The organism is Streptomyces sp. OZ13 (assembly GCF_052068155.1).
GTDB lineage: Bacteria > Actinomycetota > Actinomycetes > Streptomycetales > Streptomycetaceae > Streptomyces.
In genome coordinates this window covers 248391-274068 of record NZ_JBQHCZ010000008.1, presented here as the reverse complement: position 1 = coordinate 274068, position 25678 = coordinate 248391, and the positions used below count along the sequence as shown (strand labels likewise).

The window sequence follows — 25678 nt, the reverse complement described above, 5'->3', positions numbered from 1 at the left end:
GCATGCGGGCCACACTTCGCTGGGCTCACGCCGACTTCCGCGCACACCGCGGCGAGGCCCTCTTCGTCGTCCTGGCCAGCGCCGGGATCATCGCCTCCCTGCTGCTGGCCGGCGCACTGTTCAGCTATGCCGCCAACCCCTGGCAGCGGATCTTCAACCAGTCCCAGGGCGCCCACATCTGGCTGCAGACCCGGCCGGGCGCCGACCCGGCCGCCCTGTCCCGGCTCGACGGGGTCGAAGCCCTCTCGGGCCCCTACCGGACCGCCGCCACCACCGTCGAGTCACGCGGCGCGCGGGCGGCGGTCGCGCTGCGGGCGACCGGCGTCCGGCCGCCGGGGACCGGGCGGCCGCTGGTCACCGCGGGCAGCTGGCTCGCACCCGAGGACGACGGCGCGGCCCGTGCCGTCGTCCTGGAGAGCTCGGTCGCCCGCTCGCTGTGGGCGGAGCCCGGCGACACCGTACGGGTCACCGGGCAGGACGGGGCCGTGCGCACCCTGCGCGTGACCGGCGTCGCCGAGGCCGCGGAACCGCCCTACCGGGCGGGGGGCGGGCCCGGGATCGGCTGGGTCCTCCCGGAGACCCTCGACGGGATCGCCCCCGGCGACACCGGCCAGAGCGTGGGTCTGAGACTCGCGGACTCCGGCGACACCGACTTCATGGTCCAGCGGGCGGTGACCGTGCTGGGCGCCGACCGGGTCGCTCAGGTCACCAAGTGGCAGCAGGCCAGGGCGGAGGCCGGCGGCGACGACCGGCTCCTCGGCCAGCTGTTCGCCGTGTTCGGACTCGGGGCCCTGCTGGCGGCCGCCCTCGCCGCGTCCGGGGCGATCGGCGCCCGGGTGCGCGGTCAGCTGCGGGACATCGCCGTCCTCAAGGCGGTGGGTTTCACACCGGGTCAGGTCGTACGCGGCTTCCTCGTGCAGCACCTGGCGTTCGCCCTCCTCGGGGTGGCCCTGGGCACGGCGGCCATCGCGTTCCTGGGCGCGCGGATACCGGGCCGGATCGGTGACGCGGCCGCCCTGTGGCAGGACCTGCCCGGATACACGGCGCTCATGATCGGTGTGCCGTGCGGGGCGGTCCTGCTGATCGCGGCGGCGACCGGGCTCGCGGCCTGGCGCGCCGGGCGGGTGCCGCCGGTCCCGGTGGCCCGGGCGGCGCAACCGTCCGCGGCGCCGATGACCGCACTGGGCCGCAGGGCACTCGGTCTGCGGATGCCGCCGGCGCTGGTGCTGGGCTGGCGCTCGGCCTTCCCGCGCCGGGGCCGTACGGCCGTCGCCGTGGGGCGGCTCGCGCTGCCGCTCGTACTGATCACCGTCGCGCTGGTGGCCTGGTCGACGCTCGACCAGTTCCGCGGCCGGCCCGCGCAGATGGGGCTGCCCGCGGCCCTGACCGTACGGGCGGAGCAACCCGGCGGGCCGTCGGAGGAGGAGCTGCGGCGGATCCTCGCCGGCGTTCCGGAGGTCGCCGCCGTCCATCCGGGCGCCGAGATGGCGGCCCTCGTGCCCGGGCAGACCGGGACCATCACCCTGCGCGGGCTCGGCACGGCGGAGGACCCCTATCCGTCGGCCGTGGCCGAAGGGCGGGCGGCCCGCGGGCCGGACGAGGCGGTGGCCGGGCAGGGGCTCCTCGACCTGCTGGGGGTTCGCGTCGGCGACTGGGTGCGGATGACGGTCGAGGGCCGGCCGCAGATCCTGCACATCGTGGGACGCAGCATCGAGCCCGAGTCGGGCGGACGGATCATCTCCACGACGGTCGACGCCCTCCAGGAACGCGACCCGGGACTGCGGCCGGACTTCCACGCGCTGGTGCTCACCGACGGATCGGACCCGCGGGCGGTGAGCTCCGCGCTCGACGGGGCGGCGGGCGGCACGCTGGAGATCCGTGAGACGCCGAACCCGGCGGACCGGCTGGAACCGGCGCGCGGTGTGATCGCGGCCCTGATCGCGGTACTGGCCCTGATCGGTCTCACCGAGCTGCTGACATTGATCGGTACCGGGGTCCGCGACCGTGCCCGGGACCTGCTCGCGCTGAAGGCGATCGGGCTGACGCCCCGGCAGATCGGCTCCGTCATCGTGACCGCCGCCGGGCTGACCGCTCTGGCGTCGGCGGTGGTCGGTACGGCGCTCGGCGCGCTCTTCGGCATGTGGCTGGTGGACGCCCAGGGAAGCTCGAGCGGGATGGGGGCGGGGATCGCCCATCTGCCCCCGTGGCCGGTGCTGGTGTCGGTCGTGGCCGGCGCGGTGGCCGGGGCGGTGGCGGCGGCCTCCCTGCCGGCGACGCGGACCGCCCGTCGGCGGCTCGCGGACTCGCTGAGCGAGACGCTGTGACCGCGGCCGGGGACGGGCGGAGATCCGCCCGCCCCCGGCCGGTTGGGGGAAGGGCCCGCCGGCGGGGGGAGGGAGAACCACCGGCGGGGCAGTGACTACGGGTCAGTTGCCGTCGAAGCCTTCCTGCTGTTGGTCCTGGCCCTGCTGGCCCTGACCGTCCTGCTGCTCGTCCTGGTCCTGACCGCCCTGGTCCTGGCCCTGCTGGTCCTGACCGTCCTGGTCCTGACCGTCCTGATCCTGACCGTTCTGGCCGTCCTGCTGCTGGTCCTGGCCTTGGCCGCCCTGGTCCTGACCGTCCTGGCCGTTCTGGCCCTGCTCGGCCGCGCCGCCGCCGTCGCCCGTGGTGATCTCCGCACCGACCGCCGCGAGCGCCGTCGTCACCGGCTGGAAGAACGTCTCGCCGCCCGACGTGCAGTCACCGCTGCCGCCCGAGGTCAGGCCGATCGCGGCACCGTCGCGGGTGAACAGGGCGCCGCCGCTGTCACCCGGCTCCGCGCACACGTTCGTCTGGATGAGGCCGGTGACCGTGCCCTCCGGGTAGTTCACGGTGGCGTTCAGACCGGTGACCTGCCCGCTGTTCAGGCCCGTGGTGCTGCCCATGCGGAACACTTCCTGGCCGACCGCCGCGTCGTCGGCGCCCACGATGTCGAGGGTCTGACCGTTGCCGAGGTCGACCGTGCCGGGAGCGTCGGTCGCGGGGTCGTCGTACGTGACGAGCGCGAAGTCGCCCTCGCCGGGGAACGTCGCCGCCTGCACCGTACCGATGGGTGCGCCGTTCGGTTCCTCGGACCACTGGTCGTCTGCGACGCCGCAGTGGCCGGCGGTGAGGAAGCCGGGCTGCCCGTCGCCCGTGGTCACGTTGAAGCCGAGGGAACAGCGCGAGCCGCCTCCGAAGATGGCGTCGCCCCCTTCGAGGAAGGGCTTGAACTCGCCCGCGGACCTCTGGATCCGGGCCATCCCGGAACCGAGGGACTTCACGGTCGACTCCAGACGGTTCCAGCCGTCGCCAGCGACCGTGCGGTCGGCCGTGACCAGGAGCTGGTTGGTCCTGGGATCGACGGCCCAGGCCGTGCCAGGGACCGCGGCCTTACGGGCCAGGGTGTCCGCCGCCGCTTTCAGCTGCCCCATGCTGTTCTCGACGGGCCGCGCGACGGCGCCGGCCTCGTTGACCTGGACGATGACGCTGTTGCTGTCACCGACGACGTTGACGACGACCTGCTGCTTCTGCGCGTCGTAGTACGCACCTGCATACGCGTCACCGAGCTGGGGGCCCAGTTCCGACACGAGGTCCTGGGCGGCCGCGGCGCTCAGGGTTCTCGGGTCGGCCTCCGGCCCGGAACCGGAGCCGGACTGCGATGCGTTGGCGTGCGGCAGCAGCACGGCGGCCGCGGCGATGCCCACCGCCCCGGCTCCTGCAAGCACGGCCTTTCGCTTGGGTATTCGCCTGTGACTCAACTCGCCGCCTCCTGCGGGGATACGGAATCCGGTTGTCGACGACAGACCGGGGGACGCGTCCGACCGTTGATACGGATGAGGCGTGAGTTGTACTCATCGCGATCGCGAAATCACTGCCTGACTTGTCGTCAGGAGACGCCGGAGGTACGGCTCATGAAGGCAGCCGGGTGCCGCACCGGCTGCAGTAGCGTGCGCCGGGGTCGTCCGCGGGACGGTCGCACTCGGGGCAGATGCGGCCGAGCATGCAGGCAGGCTCTCCGCCGGGTGTCTCGCGGGCCGCGACCGTACCGGTACCGCCGGCCGTCTCACGGTGCGCGGTCACGTTGCCGATGGACAGGCCCGGCCGGCGCCGGTGCGCCGTGACGTAGACGAGCCCGTCCGGCCCGGCCGCGACGGAGCGTTCCATGCCGTGAGGCAGCCAGGCCACACATCCCGGTCCGAGCTCCTGCCGCACGCCCTGGGTCACGAGTTCGCCGCCGCCGTGGACCACGCAGAGCAGCACGTCGAGGTCCGGTTCGACATGACCGGGGCGCCGGGTGCCGGGCGGGAGCCGTACAAGATTGGCGTCCAGCTGCCGGGCCGCCGGCGTGAGCCGCCACACGGCACCGCCACGGTCGTCCGGCACGGCGAGCGCGTCCTCCGTCGTGGCGAGCACACCGGCCGTCAGGGGCTGCTCTGCCATGCCGTTCCTCCAGAGCACGCGGGCCAACAGTCGCTCGCATGATTGCACAGTGCAATCCAGGTCGCGGAACCCTGCCCGGCCGACCGGACCGAACGGGCGGCCTCCGGACGACGCACCGGGACGCCGAGCCCTGGTGACCGTATGCCGAGGCACCGATCACTTACTTTTCGTGAATGATCAGATTTGTACGTAAATTTACGGGTTTGACGGTCGCGGGCACTGTACTCGTCGGCTGCGGCGCTTCCGGCACCCCGGTCTCCGCACCGACGTCGCCGCCGCCGCGCCCTGCTCCCTCCGCCACCCGTACCACCGCTCCGACGATGGCCCCCGGGCCCGGCGGCCACACCCCGGTGTTCATGCGCGCCAAGGCGGCCGAGAGCGCCGCGGACAGGACCGTAGCGCTCACCTTCGACGCCGACATGACCGCCGGTCAGGGGCCGCGCGCCAAGCGCGGCGAACGGTTCGACAACCCTTCCCTGATCGAGGCCCTGCGCACCTTGAAGGTGCCCTCGACGGTCTTCATGACGGGCCGCTGGGCCGAGGAGTATCCCGCCCAGGCGAAGGCCATCGGCTCCGACCCCTTGTTCGAGATCGCGAACCACTCCTACAGCCACCACGCCTTCAGCTCCCCGTGCTACGGCCTCCCCGAGATCGTCGCGGAGGACATGCTCACCGATGTGCGGCGGGCCTTCGCCGCGTTCGAGAAGGCCGGCGCCCGCAACGTCGTGCCGTACTTCCGTTTCCCCGGAGGCTGTTACGACGACGCGGCGCTACGGGCCCTCGCGCCGGCCGGGGTCACCGCGGTGCAGTGGGACGTCGTCAGCGGTGACGCCTTCGCCACCGACGCGGACGCCGTCGCCGAGCAGGTGCTCGGCGGGGTGCGACCCGGCTCGCTCGTGGTCATGCACTGCACCCGGAGCGCCGCCCCCGTCACCGAGGAGGCCGTCCGCAGGATCGTCCCGGAACTGCGCCGCCGCGGCTACCGGTTCGTCAAGGTCTCCGAGCTGATGCGCTAGCCGTCCCCCGGCCGCCCCGCCGCGGGCCGACCGACGGCGACGGCCACGGAAACCCCCACCGCGACCCCGGCACCCTACGGAGGCCGATCACGTGCACACCCTGCTCCCTGTACTGTTCGCGCTCGGCGCGGCGTTGAGCAACGCGTTCGCCACCGTGCTCCAGCGCAAGGCCGCCCTCGACGTGCCCCGCTCCGAGGGCCTGCGCGCCGGCCTCATGCTCGATCTGCTGCGCCGGCCCGTCTGGCTGCTCGGCATGCTCGCCGTCGTCGTCGCGGGCCTGTGTCAGGCGGTGGCGCTCGGGACCGGGCCGCTGACGATCGTTCAGCCGCTGTTCGTGCTCGAGCTGCCGCTCGCCCTGATCCTCGCGACCCTGATTCTGCACGGCAGCCTTCCGCGCTCCGGCTGGGTGGCGGTGGCGGCCGTGGTGACGGGACTGGGCGTCGCCCTCGCCGCCGCGTCGCCCTCCGGCGACCGCACCTCCGTACCCCTGGACCGCTGGATCGTCGCCCTCGCCGTGTGCGGCGGGGCCGTCATCGCGCTCACCGCCGCCGCGCTGCGCCGCACCGAGGGCCGTGCCCGCGCGGCATGCTTCGGCTCCGCCACCGCGATCAGCTACGCGCTCACCGCGGCCCTGATGAAGTCGGCGGTGCACACGCTGGACGACCACGGCATCGGCGCCTTCCTCACGGCCTGGCAGACGTACGCGTTCGCGGCGACCGGCGGGTGCGCGCTCTTCCTGCTGGAGAACGCGATGCAGGCCGGTCCGCTGGTCGCGTCGCAGCCCGCGCTCACCCTCGGCGACGCGGCGGTGAGCCTCAGCCTCGGCATGCTCCTGTACGAGGAGGACGTCCGCACCGGCTGGTGGCTGATCCCGCAGGCCCTCGGCGTGGCACTGGTCGTGGCGGGCGTCCTCGCCCTGGCCCGGATGCCGCTCGCCCGTTCCCTGGTCGCGTCCGGCGAACCGGACCGGGCGGTGCCCTGACGGCCGGTCAGCCGCCTTGCCCGGTAGCGCCGTCTTCCACCGGCCTCAGCGCCTGCCGGACCGACCACAGGACGGCCACCAGCGGCACGGCGGCGACCGCGCCCACCACCCCCGCCGCGACGGCGCCGCCGACGACCGAAAGCGCGACGACCACCGGATGCAGCCGGACGGCCCAGCTCATCACGATGGGATGCAGCAGGTGTCCCTCGATCTGCCCGATCACGACGATGAGCGCGACGACCACGGCCGCCGTCAGCGGGCCCTTGGCCGCGAGAGCCACCACCGCGGCCACCGCGAGAGCGACCGGGGAGCCGACGAGCGGGATGAACGCGGCGAAGAACTCCAGCAGAGCGAGGGGCAGCGCGAGCGGGACACCGAGGGCGAACAGGGCGATGCCGACCAGGATCGCGTTGGTGGCGGCCACCAGGAGGATGCCGTGCGTGTAGCCGGTGAAGGTCCGCCAGGCGGCCCGCCCCGCCACCGTGGCGCGCCGGCGGGCGGTCGACGGCAACTGGCCGCAGAACCATCCCCACTGGCGGTCTCCGGAGTGGATGAAGAAGACCGAGCAGAACAGCGCGAGGGCGATCACCGTCAGCACTTCGACCAGTGTGCGGCCACCGCTCACCGCCTCACTGATGACGGTGGACCGGTGGCTGGAGAGCCACTGGCCGATACGGGACTGGATGTCAGTGAGCGCCTCGGGATCGACGCGGAACGGCGGCCTCTCCAGCCAGTTCTCGATCCTCTCGATGCCGGTGCGGAACTCCCGCACCAGAGTCGTCCGCTCCCGCGCGACCGCCTCGCCGACCAGGGCGAGCAGCCCCAGGACGAGTGCGATGGTGACGAGCAGGGAGACGGCGACGGCGAGCGGGCGCGGCAGGACGCGTGCCACCAGGTCGGCCACCGGCCGGAGCACGGCGGTGACGACGAGGCCCAGGAAGACGGCCACGGCGATCTCGTGGAACCGGCCGAGCACGGCGAAGACGCTGTAGACGGCGGCGGCCACGACGATGATCCGCCAGGCGTACGCTGCGGCCGTCCGCAGGGCCTCGGGCACCCGCGGCGGGGCTGTGGGCTCATCCGGTGGGCGCTGCTGCGGGTCCGACGGCCTTGGTGGCATGCACATCGGCGTACCACCGGAAGGGCACGGTGCCACGCTCGCGACACCTTGTTCCCCCGAAGGCACCTCCGAGCCCCGCTGCCCGCGCAGGCACCCGGACCGCCCCGCCCGCAGGCGGGGCACTCGGCCCGGCGGTCAAAGGGGTTCGCGGGTCACGCGGTCAGCCGGAGCAGGCCGTGCGCTCCGCCTCCCGCCACTCGCACACGGGACACAGCGTCGCGCCCTTGACCGTCTCCGGGTACTCGGTCGGCGCACGGCACAGGACGCATTCGGCGAAGGGCCCCTCGGCCCGGGTCCGGGCCTCCTGCCCTGCCGCCTCCCTCTCCGGGGTCTCGCAGTACGGCTCATACTCGTCCATGTATTCGACTCTAGCTCGCGGCTCTGCCGCCGTCCGCACCCCGAAGCGGCGCCAGCACGGACGCGACGCCGGCTGCCGCGGCGGCGATCAGCGCCGCCGCGAGGAGCGGCAGCAGCGGCAGTGTCACCACGCCGTTCCGTGATCCCGTGACCAGGCCGGTGACGGCGTACCTCGCCGGAGATCCACCGCTGACCAGGGCCAGCAGCGCCAGCAGGACCGTCGCCGCCAGTGACCAGCCCCGCGCGTGCAGCAGCGGCCGGGTGCAGAGCGCCCCGACCGCCAGTCCGAGCAGGACGCAGACGGCGCCGGCGACGAGCCCCGCCCCGGCCGCGGCCGGCCGCGGGACCGCCACCTGGTGAGCGGCGCCGGAAGGGGCACTGACCAGCGCGACGACGATCACGGCGACGGTGCCCAGGACCGCCGCGCACAGGGCGGCGGCAAGCAGTGAGGCCAGGTGCGCCCGGGGCGCGCCGGCGGCCGCCGCCGTCACGCTCCGCGCGGCCGGCGGCTCCTGCGTGGCGCAGATCCGCACGAGCCACGCGGTGACCGGGAGCAGCGCGGCGGCCGTATATCCGAGGGAGTCCAGGACCGGTCCACCGCCCTGGACGCCGACGGCCAGGAAGGCGCCGTAGAGCAGTACGGGCGGCAGCCAGCGCTGGGAGCGCAGGAGAAGCGCGGTGTGGTAGCGCAGAAGTGCCGTCATGTCGTCGTGCCGGGTCCTGTCGGGCGCGCGGTCGTCGCTGCAGCTGCCGTCGCGGAGGCGTTCGCGACCGGTTCCACCGCACCCTCCAGGTGCCGGATGTGCCACGGCGGCCGGGCGGTGAGCAGCGCCCGCAGCAGGGCGTCGGAGTGCCCGGCCGGGACGGTGAACACGGTGCCGCCGCCCTCTCCCGCGACGGCCTCCGGATCTCCGGGCAGCCCGTCGAGCAGCGGTGCGCCGGGGCGGCCGACCGCCACGATCCGCGCCCACCGGCCCGGCTCCCGCCCGGCGCGCGACGGACCGTCGGCCGACAGCTCTTCGACCCGGCCGTCCCGTACGCGGAACACCGCGTCGGCCGCCTCGGCCGGCCGCCGGGGGTCGTGGTCGACGTGCACCACCGCGGCGCCGGCCGTGACCAGTTCGGCCACCGCGAGGTCGAGCTGCTCGCGCGCCGGGGTGTCGAGGCCGGTCCATGCCTCGTCGAGCACGAGCAGTTCCGGGCCGGCGAGGAGCGCCTGGGCCACGGCGACCTTCTGGCTGGTGCCCTTGGACAGTTCACCGAGGGGCGTACGGGCGTACGCCGCGGCCCCGAAGCGTTCGAGCCACTCGGCGGCACCGGCGGCCGCCGCCCGCCGCCCCAGTCCGTGGATGCGGCCCAGATGCGTCAGATAGCCGACCGCGGTGAACGGCAGGGCGGCGGGGAAGCGTTCGGGGACGTAGGCCGTGCGGGGTCGGCCGGTGATCCGGCCCTCGGAGGGCGCGTCGATGCCGGCGAGCAGCCTCAGCAGCGTCGACTTGCCGCTCCCGTTGGCACCCTCGACACGGACGAGGGCGCCCGGGCGCAGGTCGAGGTCGACCCCGCGCAGCACCCAGGGCCCGCCGAGGCCGTAACGACGGCCCACCTGCCGGAGCTTCAGTTCTGTGTCGCCTTCTGCGGGGTGAGCTCGCTGGGCCGGACGATGACGAAACCCTCGCCCTCCAGCTTGAGTTGCACCGCTTCGCCCGAACCGCCGCGGATCATCGAACCGACGGACTGCGAACGGTGCAGCGACGTGTGCAGCTGGGCACTCCAGCCGACGACGGCGTCCGTGTCGACGAAGACCGGCTGCTGGTGGCTGACGGGGATGACGATCGGGCTGCCGTCGCAGATGACGCCCAGTTTCCCGTAGCCGGTGAAGAGGCTGTTGAAGAGGCCGCCGCCGGTCATGCCGGCGCCCTTGACCGTCTTGATCTCGTACGACAGCGTCGCGTCGAAGCAGAGCACGTTGCGCCCGCTTATGGTGAGCGCGTCGCCCTGCTCGATGTCGACGATGAAGCAGTTGGCCGCTTCGTGCGCGAACCACGCCTCGCCCTGGCCGCGCACGGCCATCAGCGGCAGACCCTCGCCGGTGACGGCGCGCTTCAGCATGCCGCCGATCCCCTGGCCCTTGCGCTCGAACTGCAGATTTCCGCGGAAGGCGATCATCGAGCCCTGCCGCGCGTGCATCTCGCCGTTGACCGCGTACTTGATCGACTTGGCGTTCTGCAGCGTCATTCCGGGCACGGTGGCCTGCTGTGCCATGTTCTCTGTGGAGAAAAGATCGCTCTTCATGGGGTGCATCGTCGCCCGGAGGGCCCCGTTCCGCCAACAACCCCACGGCGGGCGGCTGGCAGACTGGCGGCGTGAGCAGCGAAGACCTCCGTGAAATCCGGTCCGACAGTCCCTTCAGGCACCGGGCAGAGTCCCGTGACGCGGCACCGCAGTTCGTCCTGCCTTTGGTGGTGCGCATGGAGAAGTCGGGGCCGCCGTCCCGTACCGACGCACTGGAGACCGCCGCGCGAGCGGTCCTCGAGATCCTCGCCGACGAGCGCTCCACCGGCGAGGGCGAGTGGGCGCGGGCCGTGCGGGACTGGCAGGACGCCCGTATCCGCAAGGTCGTCCGCAGGGCCCGCGGCGCGGAGTGGCGCAAGGCCGGCACGCTCCCGGGGATCACGGTGACGGGCGCGGGCGGCCCGGCGGCCGGGTCCGGCGGGGCGACCGCGACGGACCTCGCGACCGGGACGTCCCCGGCCGTCGCGGCAGACGCCGCGGACGCGGCCGCCGGACCCGCGTCGGCACCGGCAGCGGCTCCGGCAGAGGTGCGGGTCTTCCCGCCGGTGCCGCTGGACGGCTGGCCGAAGGAACTGGCCAAGCTCCAGGTGTCCGGGACGGAGCTCGACGACCCCCACCCGCCCGCCGCCCCCGACCGGACCCGTCCCGTCCTTTGGCTGAGCCCGGAGCTGGAGATGTCCGCGGGCAAGGCCATGGCCCAGGCCGGCCACGGAGCCCAACTCGCCTGGTGGGAACTGTCGGACGCGGACCGCGAGGCATGGCGGGAATCGGGCTTCGCCCTCTCCGTGCGCACCGCCGACCCGGCGGACTGGCCGGCACTCACGAAGAGCGGGCTGCCGGTCGTGCGCGACGCGGGCTTCACGGAGATCGCTCCCGGCTCGTGCACCGTCGTGGCCGACCATCCCTCGCTCCGCGGCGGGCAGCGCGCCTAGGGCACCGGCCGGTCCCGGTCGGGCCGATCACGGGTTGGGCGGCGGGGCTGTCGGCGCCCGCTGATATACGTGAGCCATGACGGTCTTTCGTGACTTCAACTTCAAGCTCCTCGTCGTCGAGAAGCTCATGTACTGGGACGAGACGCTGTCCCCGGCGTTCAGCCTGGAGCAGCACATGCGGGCGCGCGGGGTCGCGGACCTCGCCGCCTACGTCGAGGAGAACGAGCTGGAGTACACGGTGCTGGACGAGGCCCGGACGTACTTCGAGGACCTGGACATACCGGCGGAGCTGCTCGCCACCGTGGACGAGCTGACTTTCGACGGCGGACACCAGGTCTTCATGGAGTGCGCCCCGGTCTGGGACGGCGAGGACGACCTCTTCGACGTGCGTCGCCTCGACGACCTGGACCTGCTGCCGAATCTCAAGCTCTTCACCGGGAAACGCGAGTTGGAGCACATGGTCCCCGGCGCGCTGGAGATTCTCGCGGCCCGGGGCATCGCCGCCCGCTGACGCCCGGGCGGCCCCGGGGGGTCGGGTCTTCGCCTACGAAGGTGGTGCGTGCTCCGCGGTGCGGGGACGCGCCGTCCGGCCGCGGACGAGGCCGATCAATGAGGGGCCGCCCCTCAGACACCACAGGGCGATGACGGGGTCGCAGACCGCGCAGGCCAGGGACGAGTCGTGGGAGAAGGGCACGATCGGGTTGCCCTTGAAGTGATGGACCAGGTCCCAGGCGGTGTGCAGCAGCCAGGCGACGCCGATGAACGTCCAGGATTCCAGGCCCCGGTAGGCGACGTACGTGATGACGGCGGTGGCGAGGAACTCCCAGCCGCCGAGGCCGCCGCCGCTCAGATAGGCGGCACCCGCCCCCGCCACCATGATCGCGTTGAAGCGGCGTCGGTGCGGTTCGCGGATCAGGGACATCGCGAGGGCGTAGAGGACGCCGACGAGGATCGGCGAGAGGTAGGTCATGGCCGGGTCGCCTTCTCGGGGTTCGGGCGGACGGTGCCGGGGCGGTCGAGCCGCCGCAGGACGAGGAGGCCGCCGATGCCGGGGACGACGGCAGCGGCCTTGGTGAGGGTCGTGGCCCGGTGGAGGCGCCATGTCGCGACCACGACGAACAAGTAGGCGCAGCCGTGGGTGGGCCCCAGCAGGGAGGAGACGGGCCCGAGATGGACGGTGGCGAGGTTGGCCGTCATGACCACCAGTGAGACGAGCTCGGCGAGGGCGGCGATACGCAGGGGCCGCAGGGTCACGGTCACACTCCTGTGGTGGAGCCGGGGCGAATGATCATCAGGACGGTGACCGTGGCCCACAGCAGGTTGAAGACGCCGGTGAGCATCGCGAGGCGGCCCGGTGACGCCGGGTCCGGGCCGGAAGCCTGCGCGGCGGCGAGGGCGGCCTCCTGGGCGGGCAGGATCAGCAGGGCGAGCAGGCCGGCGGCCGCGGCGGTCAGAAGGATCGAGGCGATCAGCCAGGCGCTGCCGAGGACGCCGAGGCTGCCGGCCGTGGCGAATCCGAAGACGGGAACCGCGATGCCGACGGCCGCGTAGACACGGCAGATGCGGTGCAGCATCCGCAGGGTCGTGAGCGCCTCCCCGTCACCCTCGCCGCTGTGCGCGTGGCGCAGCGCCTTGGGGAACATGCTCGCCGCGACGGTGACCGGGCCGATGGCCACGACGGCGGCCAGGACATGCAGGACGAGGAAGAGTTTCGTCACTGTCGGGGCTCCCCGGCCGCGCGGACGAGGCCGAGCGTCATGCCGGAGGGTGCGCCGCCCGGCGCCGAGCCGCCGGCGTCCGGCACCGCGTGGAGAGCGGTGGCAGCGCGCGGATCGAGGCCGTGGGACACGTCGGTCTGGGCATGCATGGAGGGGTCCTTCGTGTGCGGGAGGTCCGGTCGTCCGCCGGAGACGCCACCGAAGCTATCCGGCTGCCACGATGCCTCCCAGTGGCATCAGTGACACCTTTCAACGAGATAGCGCCAACTCCCGGGAACGGCCCCTGAACTGCACCGGGACGGAGTTCCAGGGGGCGGCCGGCCGGAACCACCGCCCGGTGAGGAGGTACTTTCCCGCCATGCACACCGTCGCCGTTCTCGCCCTGGACCAGGTGATCCCCTTCGACCTGTCCACCCCGATCGAGGTCTTCACCCGCACCCGGCTTCCGGACGGGCGCGCCGGCTACCGACTCCGCGTGTGCGCCGAACAACCGGAGATCGACGCCGGCATGTTCACCCTGCGCGCGCCGTGGGGACTGGAAGGGCTCGAGGGCGCGGACACGATCATCGTGCCCGGCACCGCCGCCCCCGCGGCCCCGCTCTCCCCCGCCGTCCATGCCGCGCTGCGGTCCGCCGCCGAGGACGGCACGCGCATCGCCTCCATCTGCTCGGGCGCCTTCCCGCTGGCCGCCACCGGTCTCCTCGACGGCCTGCGGGCCACCACCCACTGGGTCGCGGCAGATCTCCTGGCCGCCGCCCACCCGGACGTCGAGGTGGACCCGGACGTCCTGTACGTCGACAACGGGCAGATCCTCACCTCGGCGGGCGCGGCCGCGGGCCTGGACCTGTGCCTGCACATGATCCGCCGCGACTACGGCTCCGCGGTCGCCGCCGACGCCGCCCGGCTCTCCGTGATGCCCCTCGAACGCGAGGGCGGACAGGCGCAGTTCATCGTCCACGACCACGCGCCCACCCCGCAGGGCTCCGCACTGGAGCCCCTGCTCGCCTGGCTCCGGGACAACCTGGCCCGCGACCTCACGCTCGCCGGCATAGCCGACCACGCCGGGACCAGCACCCGCACCCTGATCCGTCGTTTCCGCGAACAGACCGGCACGACCCCGCTCCAGTGGCTCCACCGGGCCCGCATCCGCCGGGCCCAGCACCTGCTGGAGACCACCGACCACTCCGTCGAACGCATCGCGGCCCAGGTCGGCTTCGGCTCCCCCACCGCCTTCCGTGACCGCTTCAAGCGCACCACCGGCGTCTCCCCGAGGACCTACCGCCGCACATTCGGCTGAGGCCCGGATTCAACTACTCCGATTTTCCTCCTTTTTGGTCCTCCGCCCGCTACGGTGAGTCTTCACACAATCTGCACAAGGGGGGACCTTGAGCAATCGGTACACCACCAGTCCGCCGCCGCCCGGCCCTGTGCCCGCCGGAACGCAACGGCCGCTGTGGAAGATGAAGCGCACCTACGCCGGCGGACTGCTGATCATGGCGCTCGGCTTCGGCTGCGGTGGTGCCGCAGCCTCCGACGACTCCGGACCGGCCGTGGCGGCCGCGAAGCCGAGCCCCGGCCCGACCGTCACCGAGACGGTCACCGCGACGGCGACCACCACCGCGACGCCCGCCCCCAAGGCCACCGTCACCGAACCCGGTCCCACCGTGACCGTGACGGTGACCAGGACGGAGACCGCCGACCCCTACGACAGCGGCGACAGCGACTCCGGCAGCGGCGGTGACACGGACGTGTACTACGAGAACTGCGCCGCCGCCCGGGCCGCGGGGGCCGCGCCCGTCCGCCGGGGCGAGCCGGGCTACGGCAGCCACCTCGACCGGGACAACGACGGCACCGGCTGCGACTGGGGGTGACGGGCAACGCCCGCCCGGACCGAACCCCGCGGCGGGCAGCGGTGGTCGGCCTCCCGTGGGGCCGGGACCGCGGCGACCGCGGGCGGCCGGTCCCTGAGCGCGACAGGCCGCGCAGCGCACCAGGCGGCCTCACCGGCACCGGACGGGCGCGCCGTTGAACAGCCGGGGCCCCGGCTGCGTACTTCCGGGTACCGCCCAGTAGTTTGACCGGCTAAGTTCGACCGGCAGGCGGCCGGCGGGCTGACCGGCCATTCAGCAGGGCGGTTGGTTGCCGTGTAACGCATCGGCTCTGGAGGCACATTGTTGCGGCGCATCAACGGAACAGCACTCATCATCGCGGCCCTGGTCGTCACGGTCGGGGCGCTCGCGTTCCCCGTGTGGTCCTACGCCGACCGTTCCGGCACCGGGCAGGACAATCTGAACGCCTCGAGCGTGGCGACCCAGTGGGGGCCGCTGTCGGCCACCGACCGCGACTTCCTGGTCAAGGTGCGGCTCGCCGGCCTGTGGGAACTGCCCGCCGGGCAGCAGGCGATAGAACGCGCGCCCACCGAAGCGGTCAAGGCGGCCGGCGACCACCTCGTCGTCGGCCACACCGACCTCGACAAGCGGGCGCGCAACGTGGCGGCTCAGCTGGGGGTCGAGCTGCCGAACCAGCCCACCGAGCAGCAGCAGGGCTGGCTGCGTGAGCTGTCCGCCGCGCAGGGCGAGGAGTACGAGCGGAAGTTCGCGCAGCTCCTGCGGAACGCGCACGGCAAGGTCTTCGCGCTGATCGCGCAGGTCCGCCACACCACCCGTAACACGCTGATCCGCCAGCTCGCCTCGGACGCCAACCAGACGGTGCTCGACCACATCACGATGCTCGAGCAGACCGGCCGGGTCGACTTCGACGCCATCGCCAACGAGGCGGCGTCGGGCGCCACGGCCAGCCCGAGCGGTCCCCCGCCGCCGGACGGCAATCTGCCGCCCGCGCCGGCCCCTGTCACACCGACCGGGGACCAGTCGTTCACGTCACGGCCGTCACCGCAGCCCGGTGCGCCGACCGCGGTCAACACCGACCGCCCGGCACCGCAGGATCCCGTCCCGGCGGGGTGACCGGACGGTCCTGAGCGTGGCAGGAGGTTCCGGTCCGCGGCCGGAACCTCAAATCAACCTCTGAACGTCCCCTCCTTCGGATTCACCCGCTCGTGCGGGGGCCATGACCCTGGCACGTCACACGTCGGGCGTGGAGGAGGGGACCATGGAACTCGGCATCGGAATCGGCTGGCGGCCGGAGATCTCGGACACGGTGGAGCGGCTGCCGGACCTCGACTGGGTCGAGGTCGTCGCGGAGAACGTCTGCCCCGGCCACCTGCCGCCCGCGCTGCTGCGACTGCGCTCGCGCGGCGTCCGCGTCGTCCCGCACGGCGTCTCGCTCGGACTCGGCGGCGCCGACCGACCGTCGGAGCGCCGCCTGGCCGATCTGGCCGAGCGGGCGGAGGCACTGGACGCGCCGCTGGTCACGGAGCACGTCGCGTTCGTGAGGGCGGGCGGCGCGCTCACCGCCTCCTCCGTGTTGGAGGCCGGTCATCTGCTGCCCGTCCCCCGCACCTGGGACGCGCTCGCCGTGCTCTGCGAGAACGTGCGCATCGCGCAGGACTCGCTGCCGGTGCCGCTGGCGCTGGAGAACATAGCGGCGATGTTCTCCTGGCCCGACGAGGAGCTCACCGAGGGCCAGTTCCTCGCGGAGCTCGTGGAACGCACGGGGGTACGGCTCCTGATCGACGTCGCCAACCTCCACACCAACCACGTCAACCGCGGCGAGGACCCGTCGGCCGCGCTCGACGAACTGCCGGTGGAGTCGATCGCGTACGTCCATGTCGCGGGCGGCGTCGAACGCGACGGCATCTGGCACGACACGCACGCGCACCCGGTGACGCAGCCGGTCCTGGACATCCTGTCCGGCCTTCGGGCCAGGGTGAACCCGCCGGGAGTACTGCTGGAGCGCGACGACGACTTCCCGGCGAGCTCGGAGCTGGAGCGGGAACTGGCTACGATCCGGGCGACGTTGGAGGCGGCGGGTGGTCCCGGGGCGCCCGGCCGGTGCGCGGCTCCGCGGGTCCCGGCCGGGGCGGGTGGCCGCGGGGGCGCGGGCACGCCTGCGGCGGGCCTGTTCCCCTCCCCGCCCCTTCCCGAACCGGGGGCTCCGCCCCTTCCCGGCGGCGTGGGGGGACCCCCACCGGACCCCCGCGCCTCAAACTCCCCCTACGGCCTGGCGGCCGTGGGAGGTGCCCCCAGCGGGGCTGATTTCGCGGAGCGAAATCCAGCCCGCCCGGCGCTTGAGGGCACCGCGCGGAGCGCGGTACGGGGTCCGGGGCTTGCCCCGGTTTCGGGAAGGGGCGGGGAGGGGAACGGCTCCGCGCAGCGGTCCCACCCGCACGGCCCCAACGCCGCCACGGCCACGGCCACCACCACAGCCACCAGCGTCGCCGCCACCCCCACCGCGGGCCCGCCCCCCGCCCGCCAGCGCGTCGCGCTCACGCAGGCCGCACTGCTGTCCGCGCTCGTCGCGGGCACGCCCGCGCCCGAGGGGTTCGACGCACGCCGCCTGCGCGTGCAGAGCCGCGCACTCGCCGCGAAGCGCGCCGACGTCGTAGCGAAGATCGCGCCCGAGCTGCGCGAGATCCTCGGGACCGACTACCGGTCCGCCTTCCTCGCGTACGCCAAGGACCGCCCCATGCACGCCGGTTACCGGCGCGACGCGCTCGACTTCGCCGAGCACCTGCTGGCGTCCAGACGCCCGCAGGACAGCGCCGCCCGGCGAAGGCTGAGCCTGTGGTGGCAGGAGCGCAGTGCCCCCCGTCCGCCGCGCGGGGCGACCCGCCTGGTCCGCGTGGCCCGTGCCGCGCTCGCGGCGAGGTGAGCGCCATGGACATCGTCGCGCTCGCCGTCCATCTCGCCGTCGGCCTGTCGTCCCTGTTCCTGATCATCCGGGTGTCCGCGGCGCAGCCCGTCTCCCCGCACGGCGCGGCGAACGTCCACGACGTGTACGAGGCGGCCTTCCTCGCGGGCGGCCCCGGCCGCGTCGTCGACGCCGCGCTCACCGCCCTGCACAGTGACGGCCGGATCGCCGTCGGCTGGCCCGGAGTCATGTCCGTGGTGCGGCCGGTCGCGCAGGACCCGGTGGAGCGTGCCGTTTTCTCGGTGCTCCCCTTCGCCCCGAACGGAGCGCTGCACACGGTGCGCCTCCACACCATGCGCAGCCCCGCCGTGCAGGAGCTCGGTGACGTGCTCGCGGCACGCGGACTGATGGTGCCGCCCGGCCACAGCACGGGGCTCGCGAGGTGGGGCAAGGTCCAGAGCGTGGTCTGCTTCATCGGCCTCCCGGTGGCGTTCGTCGTCACGGTCGCCGCATTCGTCGGTGACACGTCCGGCGGGTCGGGGTCGCCGTTCGTCTTCCTGCTCTTCCCGATGCTGATCGTGGGCGCGCTGATCGGCGCGACCCAGGCGGGCCGCGCCCGGCGGCGGGTCACCGCGGCGGGGCGGCGCGCGCTGGCGGCGTACCGCCTGGCGCACTCGCGGACAAGGGATCCGGCCGGCCTGGTCGCCCTGCACGGGGTGCGCGGCGTGCCGGACTTCGCCCTGCGGCGGCAGCTGGGTGCGGCGGTCCGGGTCCGCGGTTCTGCGGGCGGCGGGGCGGGTGACCCGTCGCTGTCCGCGCTGTACGTGGGCGAGGCCGTGTGGTGCGCCGGTTCGTCTCCCGACTCGGGAGGCGGCTCCGGCTGCGGCGCGTCCGGCGGGTCCGGCTGCGGCGGATCAGGGGGTGGCTCCTCCTGCGGCGGCTCCTCCGGCTCCAGCTGCGGCGGAGGCTCCGGCAGCAGTTCCTGACGGGACGGCATCGGGGTCATTGGCCCCGACACCGCCGGGCGGTGCTTTACTTCACGAACCGCCCCTGCCCAAGATCCCTTTCGTCCCGTGGCCGCCGCCCGGCCGCCCCGCGCACGAAGGGAACGCGATGAGAAAAGCCGCGAAGTACGGGGCCGTGGCGGGCCTCGGTTCCTTGCTCCTCACCTCGGTCGCCGTCGCCCCCGCCGGCGGTACGACGACCACCGACGCCGCCGTCCGCGGCACCGCCGTGGCCGCCGAGCGCGCCGCGGCGGCCGGCATCGACTTCGGCCGCTGCCCCGCCGCCGAGAAGCTGCCCGACACGGTCCGCTGCGGCACCGTCGAGGTCCCGCTCGACTACGCCGATCCGTCGGGCCGCCGGATCGAACTCACCGTCAGCCGGGTGCGGGCGAGCGGCGGGAAGTCGCAGCGGCAGGGCGCCTTCGTCTACAACCCGGGCGGCCCCGGCGCCTCCAGCATGTCCTTCCCGCTGGCGGCCGGCCTGCCCGAGTGGAAGCGGATCGCCGAGGCGTACGACATCGTCGGCTACGCGCCCCGCGGTGTCGGCCGGTCCGCCCCGCTGTCCTGCCAGGAGCCCGAGGACTTCCTCAAGGCCCCCACGCAGGCCCCGACGCACCCCTCCCTCTCGTACAAGAAGGAGCGCATCGCGCAGGCGCGGGCCTACGCGAAGGGCTGCGCCGACAGGACCGGCGCGGCGCTGCGCCACTACACGTCGCTGAACAACGCCCGCGACCTGGACGTGCTGAGGGCGGCGCTCGGCGAGAAGAAGCTGACGTTCATGGGCGCCTCCTACGGCACCTACTTCGGCGCCCTGTACGCGACGATGTTCCCCTCCCATGTGCGCCGCATGGTCTTCGACTCGGCGGTCGACCCCGACCCCGAGCAGATCTGGTACCGCAACAACCTGGACCAGTCCGAAGCCTTCGAGAGCCGTTGGGCCGACTTCCGTGCCTGGGTGGCGAAGCACGACAGGAAGTACGGGCTCGGCGCGACCCCCGAGGACGTGGCGCGCAGCTACGAGGAGGTGCGGGCCCGCCTCGAACGGGAGCCCGCGGGCGGCACGGTGGGTCCGGGCCAGCTGCACGCGGCCTTCCTGGGGGCCGGGTACTACGACGCCTACTGGCCGCTGCGGGCCGGCGCGCTGTCGGAGTATCTGAAGGGCAACCCGGAGCCGCTGATCGAACAGGCCGCGCCCGAGCCCGGCGGGGCGAAGGAGGCGGAGAACGGCAACGCCGTCTACACGGCGGTCGAGTGCAACGACGCCCCGTGGCCGGAGGACTGGCTCACCTGGGACCTGGACAACTCGCTGCTGGCGAAGCGAGCGCCGTTCGAGACCTGGGACAACGTGTGGATGAACCTGCCGTGCGCCTTCTGGCCGGAGCCCCGTCAGCAGCCGCTGGACGTCCGCACGGAGCCCGGGCAGCTGCCTCCGACCCTGATCCTGGCGGCGGAGCGGGACGCGGCGACCCCGTACACGGGAGCGCTCGAACTTCAGCGGCGGCTGGCCGGCTCGGTGCTGGTCACGGAGGAGGACGCGGGGACGCACGGCATCGGCGGCGGCAGCAACACCTGCGTCAACAAGCACCTGGAGGACTATCTGCTGCGGGGTGAGACGCCGGTGCGGCGCGCATCGTGCGCGCCGCACCCGGAGCCCGACCCGGTGTCGCTGGACCGGCGGGCGGAGCAGCGGAGGCTGCCGCACGCCGTCTGATCTTCCGGGCCATATGGACGGCTGGGTATCCGCTTCGGGGAAGCGGAAACCCGGCCGTCAGGTCGTTCGCCGAGCGAGGTTACGCGAGACCCGCCACGAGGTCCGCCACGTCCTTGCGGCGGCCGGTGTAGAACGGGACCTCCTCGCGGACGTGCATCCGCGCCTCGGAGGCGCGCAGGTGGCGCATCAGGTCGACGATGCGGTACAGCTCGTCCGCCTCGAAGGCGAGGATCCACTCGTAGTCGCCGAGCGAGAACGAGGCGACCGTGTTGGCGCGCACGTCCGGGTAGCCGCGGGCCATCTTGCCGTGGTCGGCGAGCATCCGGCGACGGTCCTCGTCGGGGAGCAGGTACCAGTCGTAGGAGCGCACGAAGGGGTAGACCGAGACGTAGTTGCGGGGAGTCTCGTCGGCCAGGAACGCCGGGATGTGCGACTTGTTGAACTCGGCGGGGCGGTGCAGCGCCATGTTCGACCACACCGGCTCGAGTGCGCGGCCCAGACGGGTGCGGCGGAAGCGGTTGTACGCGTCCTGGAGCTCGTCCGCGGTCTCGGCGTGCCACCAGATCATCACGTCGGCGTCGGCACGCAGCCCGGAGACGTCGTACGTGCCGCGCACGGTGACGTCCTTGGCGGCGAGCTGGTCGAACAGCTCCTGGACCTCCTCGGCGTAACCGGAGCGGTCCTCGGGCAGCACATCGCGCAGCTTGAAGACGGACCACAGCGTGTACCGGATGACCTCGTTGAGGTCCTTGGCCTTCTTGCCTGCGTTCGGGATCTTTTCTGGCGCACTCATACGGCTATTGTCCCGCCTCCCGAACGGTGCCCCGCGCCAGGGTCGGAGTGGCGAGGATCTCGTCCGCGGCGCGCTGTCCGCTCGCGATGCAGGCCGGGATCCCTACGCCGTCGTACACGGCGCCGCAGACCCGCAGTCCCGGCAGCCCGGCGACCTCGTCGCGGATGCGGGCGACACGGGCGAGGTGGCCCACGGGGTACTGCGGCAGTCCGCCGGTCCACCGGGTGACCTCGGTGGCGACGGGCCGGGCCGTGAGCCCCACGGCCGCGCGGAGGTCCGTCAGCGAGACGTCGACCAGTTCCGCGTCCTCGCGTTCGAGGGCCTGCTCCTCTCCGTAGCGGCCGACGGAGGTGCGCAGCACGAACAGATCGCCGGCGCCCCGCGCGACCCAGCCCCACTTGTTGGAGGAGAACGTGGACGCCTTGATGGTCCGCCCGTCCACCGGCGGGACGAGGAATCCGCTGCCCGCCGGCATCCCCGCCACGTCCGCGCGCCGGAACGCCATGGTGACCAGTGCCATGGAGGCGTACTCGACACGGCCGAGCTCGGCCGCGGCGGCCGGCGACTCGGACTCCAGCAGGGCGGACGCGGACCAGGCCGGCGTCGCGAGGACCACGGCGTCGGCGTCGAGCGTCCCGCGGTCGGTGCGGACCCGCCAGCCGTCCGCGGCGCGGCTCAGGCCGAGGACGGGCGTCTCGGTGCGGATGTCGCCGCCCTGGGCGCGGACGGCGTCGGCGACGGCGTCCGGCAGGGTGCCGATGCCGCCGTCGAGGCCCATGAAGACCGGTCCGCCCGTCTGCTGCGCGGCCGCCCTCGCCTGGATGTCCCGCACTCCCTCGAGCAGCGAGTCGTGGGACCTGGCCGCCTCGAAGAGCTGGGGGACGGCCGCGCGCATCGAGATGCGGTAGGCGTCGCCCGCGTAGACGCCGCCGAGCAGCGGCTCCACCAGCCGGTCGACGACCTCCCGCCCGAGGCGCTCGGCGACGTACGCGCCGACGGCCACGTCGTCGCCCACGGCGGTCGGCGCGAGGTCCTTCTCGTGTGCGATGCGGGCGAGGCCCTCGGCGGAGAGCAGCCCGGCGAGCGCCGACGCGTCGCCCGGGACGCCCATCACATGGCCCTTCGGCATGGGCCGCAGCGCGTCACGGGTCCAGACCGCCGAGGTCGCCGTGGCCGGCGGTTCCAGCCGGTCGCCGAGGCCGACGGCACGGGCGAGGGCGGTGCCCTCCGGGCGGCGGGCGAGCATCGACTCGGCGCCCAGGTCGACCCGTACGCCCTCGATCTCGCCCGACCGGAGTTTGCCGCCGACCCGGCCGGTCGCCTCGAGGAGGGTGACGCGCACGCCGGAGGCGAGCAGCCGGTGTGCGGCGGCGAGCCCGGCGATGCCGCCGCCGATGACGACGACATGGCGCGCTCGTGTGTCCACGTTCATGGTCCAACTCTCTCAAACGCCTTTCCGAGTCCTGACCGTGACCGCTTCGGAACCCTGGACCGGCAACCTCCGGCGGGGCCGCGGCGTCGAACGTGCGACAGGTTCACGACCCATCCCCGGGGGGGCCGGTATGCGTGCACGGCGTGCGTTCGCGGTACTACTTCTCACTGCCTCACTCGGCCTCGCCGGGTGCGGCGCAGGCGGTTCCGACTCCGGCGACGGCGCGCAGAGCGCGGCGAAACCGGCCGCGCGTGACGCGGAGGGCGCGGCCAGCTCCGGACAGGCGGCCGACGAGGCGGCGGGGGCGCCTGCCGAGGACAGCGCGGACCGTGACACCGCCGCGAAGCCGTCGGCGCTGCCGAGCGCCCACGTCATCCGCACGGCCACGCTCGAGGTGGAGGTCGAGGACGCCGCCAAGGCGCTCGCCGCGGCCCGCAGGGCGGCGGCGAACGCGGGCGGACACGTGGAGAACGAGAGCACCGAGCGGATCGACGACACGCACGTCACGTCGAACGTCGTGCTGCGCGTGCCGCAGGAGCGTTACGAAGCGGTGCTGGCCGAACTGGCCGGAGCCGGGAAGCTGTTGTCCCGCACGGCAGACGCGAAGGACGTCACCGGCCAGGTCGTGGACGTCGAGAGCCGTATCGCGACCCAGCGGGCGAGCGTCGCCCGGGTGCGGGCGCTGATGGACCGGGCGACGAGGCTGTCGGACGTCGTCACGCTCGAGGCGGAGCTGAGCACCCGTCAGGCCGACCTGGAATCCCTGCTCGCGCAGCAGGCGACGCTGAAGGACCGCACCTCGCTCGCGACGATCACGCTGACGCTGTCGGAGAAGGAGCGCGAGGAGACGAGGGAGGAGGACGACGGCCCCGGCTTCCTCGACGCGCTCGGCGGCGGCTGGGACGCGCTGGTCGCGACGTTGCGGTGGATCGCGGTGGCGGTCGGCGCGGTGGCTCCCTTCGCGGCGCTGGGCGCGGTGCTGTACGCGGTGTGGCGGTGGCTGGTAAGGCCCCGGCTGCCCAGGCGTCCGGCCGGACCCACGGCTCCCCCGGCCCCTCTCCCGGCCGCTCCCCCGGTCAGGGAGGACTGAACGGCCCCTCCCCCGTAGCGTGTTCCCCATGACGGCGACCGAACGGCTGGTGATCATCGGGGGCGACGCGGCGGGCATGTCCGCCGCGTCGCAGGCGCGCAGGACGAAAGGACCGGACGAGCTGGAGATCGTCGCGTTCGAGCGCGGCCACTTCAGCTCGTACTCGGCGTGCGGCATCCCGTACTGGGTGGGCGGCGATGTCGGCGAGCGCGACGAACTGATCGCGCGCACCCCTGAGGAACACCGCGAGCGGGCCATCGACCTGCGCATGCGCACCGAGGTCACGGAGATCGACGTCGCGGGCGGCCGGGTGCGCGCTCGCGACGTCGTGACGGGCGCCGAATCGTGGACCGGCTACGACAAGCTGGTGATCGCGACCGGCGCCCGGCCCGTCCGCCCCGCGCTGCCGGGCATCGACGCGCCCGGCGTGCACGGTGTCCAGACCCTCGACGACGGCCAGGACCTGCTGGACACCCTCTCGCGCACCGAGGGCCGGCGCGCGGTCGTCGTCGGCGCCGGCTACATCGGCGTCGAGATGGCCGAGGCGCTCCTCAAGCGCGGCTACGAGGTGACCGTCGTCAACCGCGGGGAGCAGCCGATGGCGACGCTCGACCCGGACATGGGCCGGCTGGTGCACGAGGCGATGTCGGGCATGGGCATCACCACCGTCTCCGGCACGGCCGTCACCGGGATCCTCACCGGCAACGACGGCCGGGTCCGGGCCGTCGTCACCGACAGCGCGGAGCACCCGGCGGACGTCGTGGTCCTCGGCATCGGCGTCGAACCGGAGACGTCCCTCGCCCGCGCGGCCGGCCTGCCGCTCGGCCGCCACGGCGGCCTGCTCACCGACCTCGCGATGCGGGTCCGCGGCCACGAGAACATCTGGGCGGGCGGCGACTGCGTCGAGGTCCTCGACCTCGTCTCCGGCCGCGAACGCCACATCGCGCTCGGCACGCACGCCAACAAGCACGGACAGGTCATCGGCGCGAACGCGGGCGGCGGTTACGGCACGTTCCCTGGCGTCGTCGGTACCGCGGTGAGCAAGGTCTGCGAACTGGAGATCGCCCGGACGGGCCTGCGGGAGAAGGACGCCCGCGCGGTGGGCCTCCAGTACGTGACGGCGACCATCGAGTCGACGAGCCGCGCCGGCTACTACCCGGCCGCCGCTCCGATGACGGTGAAGATGCTGGCCGAACGCCGCACGGGCCGTCTGCTGGGCGTCCAGATCGTGGGCCGGGAGGGCGCGGGCAAACGTGTGGACGTCGCGGCGGTGGCGCTGACCGCAGGCATGACCGTCGAACAGATGACGTCGCTGGACCTCGGCTACGCCCCGCCGTTCTCCCCGGTCTGGGACCCGGTCCTGGTGGCTGCACGCAAGGCGTCGGCGGCGGTGCGGGCGGGAGCGTAGACGAGGGCGGGCGGGGGCGCCCTCTCGGTGCGACCGAACGGCCTCATTTACCCAGAGTGACAAATTGCGCCACATGTATCACCGTGGGTAACTCGTTGACATGATCCGACACACAGCGCGAGCGCTCTGCGCCGCCTCACTCGTCATCGCGCCTCTCGCGATAAGCACCCCCGCCCACGCCGTGACCACGTGCACCGTCAACGGCAGGACCGTCACGGGCACGACCGTGAACGGCACCGCCGGCAGTGACGTCATCCGCTGCGCCGCTGTCGGCGCCGGCGACACGGTCAACGGCCTCGGCGGCAGCGACCTCATCACCATCACGGGCCCGGTCGCGGGCACCGTCAACGGCGGCGCCGGCAGCGACCGCGTCTCAGTCTCCTCGACCGCCTCCGTCAGCGGCGTCGTCGCCGGCAACGACGGCAGCGACTACATCACCGTGGGCGGCGTGACGACCACCGGCGACATCCTGGGCGGCACCGGGAACGACTTCCTCCGGACCGGCGCGAACGCCGGCCTCGTCGACGGGGACGGCGGCTTCGACTACTGCGTCGTGGCGTCGGGCAACGACCCCGAGAACTGCGAATACCCCTTCTGAGCCGACCGCTCGCCG

General features: G+C 73.4%; 27 protein-coding genes. 14 read left to right on the top strand and 13 right to left on the bottom strand.

Annotation, left to right across the window (positions count from 1 at the left end; all coding sequences use genetic code 11):
* Positions 1 to 2 precede the first annotated feature (2 nt).
* On the top strand, positions 3 to 2324 hold the full coding sequence (locus ACTMTU_RS20370; protein ID WP_441264920.1) for an FtsX-like permease family protein: 2322 nt from the start codon (positions 3 to 5) through the stop codon (positions 2322 to 2324).
* 102 nt (positions 2325 to 2426) lie between these two features.
* Here the strand turns inward: ACTMTU_RS20370 and ACTMTU_RS20365 are convergent, their stop codons facing one another.
* Together ACTMTU_RS20365 and ACTMTU_RS20360 are read right to left on the bottom strand one after the other, a co-directional pair.
* Positions 2427 to 3779 carry a S1 family peptidase gene (locus ACTMTU_RS20365; protein ID WP_441264919.1) on the bottom strand — a complete coding sequence of 451 codons (1353 nt, stop codon included), beginning with the start codon at positions 3777 to 3779 and terminating at the stop codon, positions 2427 to 2429.
* Positions 3780 to 3930: 151 nt separating this feature from the next.
* Positions 3931 to 4461, bottom strand: a complete 531-nt coding sequence (locus ACTMTU_RS20360; protein ID WP_441264918.1) for a hypothetical protein — start codon at positions 4459 to 4461, stop codon at positions 3931 to 3933.
* A gap of 173 nt (positions 4462 to 4634) precedes the next feature.
* Here ACTMTU_RS20360 and ACTMTU_RS20355 point away from each other — a divergent pair, with 173 nt between their 5' ends.
* Both ACTMTU_RS20355 and ACTMTU_RS20350 read left to right on the top strand, forming a co-directional pair.
* The gene (locus ACTMTU_RS20355) at positions 4635 to 5477 is read left to right on the top strand and encodes a polysaccharide deacetylase family protein (protein WP_441264917.1); all 843 of its coding nucleotides are present in this window, start codon (positions 4635 to 4637) and stop codon (positions 5475 to 5477) included.
* Between the two features lie 91 nt (positions 5478 to 5568).
* A complete protein-coding gene (locus ACTMTU_RS20350; protein ID WP_441264916.1) occupies positions 5569 to 6459 on the top strand; it encodes a DMT family transporter in 891 nt (296 codons plus the stop codon).
* Positions 6460 to 6466: 7 nt separating this feature from the next.
* Here ACTMTU_RS20350 and ACTMTU_RS20345 read toward each other — a convergent pair whose 3' ends face one another.
* The 5 genes from ACTMTU_RS20345 to ACTMTU_RS20325 all read right to left on the bottom strand — a co-directional run bounded on the left by ACTMTU_RS20345 (position 6467) and on the right by ACTMTU_RS20325 (position 10228).
* Entirely contained in the window at positions 6467 to 7585 is a 1119-nt protein-coding gene (locus ACTMTU_RS20345) for an AI-2E family transporter (RefSeq protein ID WP_441264915.1), read from the bottom strand.
* Between the two features lie 154 nt (positions 7586 to 7739).
* Entirely contained in the window at positions 7740 to 7937 is a 198-nt protein-coding gene (locus ACTMTU_RS20340; RefSeq protein WP_356622127.1) for a hypothetical protein, read from the bottom strand.
* Positions 7938 to 7947: 10 nt separating this feature from the next.
* Positions 7948 to 8640, bottom strand: coding sequence for an ABC transporter (locus ACTMTU_RS20335; protein ID WP_441264914.1), 693 nt, complete (start codon positions 8638 to 8640; stop codon positions 7948 to 7950).
* Positions 8637 to 9539: an ATP-binding cassette domain-containing protein gene (locus ACTMTU_RS20330; protein WP_441264913.1), complete on the bottom strand. Its 903-nt coding sequence runs from the start codon at positions 9537 to 9539 to the stop codon at positions 8637 to 8639. The genes ACTMTU_RS20335 and ACTMTU_RS20330 overlap by 4 nt, the downstream gene beginning before the upstream one ends.
* Positions 9540 to 9550: 11 nt before the next feature.
* On the bottom strand, positions 9551 to 10228 hold the full coding sequence (locus ACTMTU_RS20325) for an AIM24 family protein (protein WP_441264912.1): 678 nt from the start codon (positions 10226 to 10228) through the stop codon (positions 9551 to 9553).
* Between the two features lie 71 nt (positions 10229 to 10299).
* On the opposite strand from ACTMTU_RS20325, the gene ACTMTU_RS20320 reads away from it, so the two are divergent.
* On the top strand, positions 10300 to 11160 hold the full coding sequence (locus ACTMTU_RS20320; RefSeq protein WP_441264911.1) for an aminoacyl-tRNA hydrolase: 861 nt from the start codon (positions 10300 to 10302) through the stop codon (positions 11158 to 11160).
* 76 nt (positions 11161 to 11236) lie between these two features.
* Positions 11237 to 11671, top strand: a complete 435-nt coding sequence (locus ACTMTU_RS20315; RefSeq protein ID WP_441264910.1) for a DUF6892 domain-containing protein — start codon at positions 11237 to 11239, stop codon at positions 11669 to 11671.
* A 33-nt stretch (positions 11672 to 11704) separates the two neighbouring features.
* On the opposite strand, the gene ACTMTU_RS20310 is transcribed toward ACTMTU_RS20315, so the two are convergent.
* From ACTMTU_RS20310 to ACTMTU_RS20295, 4 genes are read right to left on the bottom strand one after another with little or no spacing between them, the layout of a single operon-like run.
* The gene (locus tag ACTMTU_RS20310; RefSeq protein WP_441264909.1) at positions 11705 to 12130 is read right to left on the bottom strand and encodes a DUF6010 family protein; all 426 of its coding nucleotides are present in this window, start codon (positions 12128 to 12130) and stop codon (positions 11705 to 11707) included.
* Complete coding sequence (locus ACTMTU_RS20305; protein WP_441264908.1) at positions 12127 to 12414, bottom strand: hypothetical protein; 288 nt, start codon at positions 12412 to 12414, stop codon at positions 12127 to 12129. Before ACTMTU_RS20305 ends, ACTMTU_RS20310 begins: the two co-directional genes overlap by 4 nt.
* Positions 12415 to 12416: 2 nt before the next feature.
* Complete coding sequence (locus ACTMTU_RS20300; RefSeq protein WP_441264907.1) at positions 12417 to 12878, bottom strand: hypothetical protein; 462 nt, start codon at positions 12876 to 12878, stop codon at positions 12417 to 12419.
* Positions 12875 to 13027, bottom strand: a complete 153-nt coding sequence (locus ACTMTU_RS20295; RefSeq protein WP_441264906.1) for a hypothetical protein — start codon at positions 13025 to 13027, stop codon at positions 12875 to 12877. The genes ACTMTU_RS20300 and ACTMTU_RS20295 overlap by 4 nt, the downstream gene beginning before the upstream one ends.
* A 209-nt stretch (positions 13028 to 13236) precedes the next feature.
* Here ACTMTU_RS20295 and ACTMTU_RS20290 point away from each other — a divergent pair, with 209 nt between their 5' ends.
* The 6 genes from ACTMTU_RS20290 to ACTMTU_RS20265 all read left to right on the top strand — a co-directional run bounded on the left by ACTMTU_RS20290 (position 13237) and on the right by ACTMTU_RS20265 (position 20342).
* Positions 13237 to 14175, top strand: a complete 939-nt coding sequence (locus ACTMTU_RS20290) for a GlxA family transcriptional regulator (RefSeq protein ID WP_441264905.1) — start codon at positions 13237 to 13239, stop codon at positions 14173 to 14175.
* An 88-nt stretch (positions 14176 to 14263) separates the two neighbouring features.
* A complete protein-coding gene (locus tag ACTMTU_RS20285; protein WP_441264904.1) occupies positions 14264 to 14749 on the top strand; it encodes an excalibur calcium-binding domain-containing protein in 486 nt (161 codons plus the stop codon).
* Between the two features lie 303 nt (positions 14750 to 15052).
* Positions 15053 to 15841 (top strand): DUF4142 domain-containing protein, encoded by a 789-nt coding sequence (locus tag ACTMTU_RS20280; RefSeq protein WP_441264903.1) that lies wholly within the window; start codon positions 15053 to 15055, stop codon positions 15839 to 15841.
* Positions 15842 to 15986: 145 nt separating this feature from the next.
* A complete protein-coding gene (locus ACTMTU_RS20275) occupies positions 15987 to 17648 on the top strand; it encodes a DUF692 domain-containing protein (RefSeq protein ID WP_441264902.1) in 1662 nt (553 codons plus the stop codon).
* A 5-nt stretch (positions 17649 to 17653) separates the two neighbouring features.
* Positions 17654 to 18613 (top strand): TIGR04222 domain-containing membrane protein, encoded by a 960-nt coding sequence (locus ACTMTU_RS20270; protein WP_441264901.1) that lies wholly within the window; start codon positions 17654 to 17656, stop codon positions 18611 to 18613.
* A gap of 127 nt (positions 18614 to 18740) precedes the next feature.
* Positions 18741 to 20342, top strand: coding sequence for an alpha/beta hydrolase (locus tag ACTMTU_RS20265; protein ID WP_441264900.1), 1602 nt, complete (start codon positions 18741 to 18743; stop codon positions 20340 to 20342).
* Between the two features lie 79 nt (positions 20343 to 20421).
* Here the strand turns inward: ACTMTU_RS20265 and hemQ are convergent, their stop codons facing one another.
* The gene (gene hemQ / locus ACTMTU_RS20260) at positions 20422 to 21135 is read right to left on the bottom strand and encodes a hydrogen peroxide-dependent heme synthase (protein ID WP_189471656.1); all 714 of its coding nucleotides are present in this window, start codon (positions 21133 to 21135) and stop codon (positions 20422 to 20424) included.
* A gap of 4 nt (positions 21136 to 21139) precedes the next feature.
* The gene (gene hemG, locus ACTMTU_RS20255) at positions 21140 to 22567 is read right to left on the bottom strand and encodes a protoporphyrinogen oxidase (RefSeq protein WP_441264899.1); all 1428 of its coding nucleotides are present in this window, start codon (positions 22565 to 22567) and stop codon (positions 21140 to 21142) included.
* A gap of 130 nt (positions 22568 to 22697) precedes the next feature.
* Here hemG and ACTMTU_RS20250 point away from each other — a divergent pair, with 130 nt between their 5' ends.
* From ACTMTU_RS20250 to ACTMTU_RS20240, 3 genes are all read left to right on the top strand, one after another.
* Positions 22698 to 23657 (top strand): DUF4349 domain-containing protein, encoded by a 960-nt coding sequence (locus ACTMTU_RS20250; protein WP_441264898.1) that lies wholly within the window; start codon positions 22698 to 22700, stop codon positions 23655 to 23657.
* 28 nt (positions 23658 to 23685) lie between these two features.
* Positions 23686 to 25065 (top strand): FAD-dependent oxidoreductase, encoded by a 1380-nt coding sequence (locus ACTMTU_RS20245; protein WP_441264897.1) that lies wholly within the window; start codon positions 23686 to 23688, stop codon positions 25063 to 25065.
* Positions 25066 to 25165: 100 nt separating this feature from the next.
* Entirely contained in the window at positions 25166 to 25663 is a 498-nt protein-coding gene (locus ACTMTU_RS20240) for a hypothetical protein (protein WP_441264896.1), read from the top strand.
* The last annotated feature ends 15 nt before the right edge of the window (positions 25664 to 25678 follow it).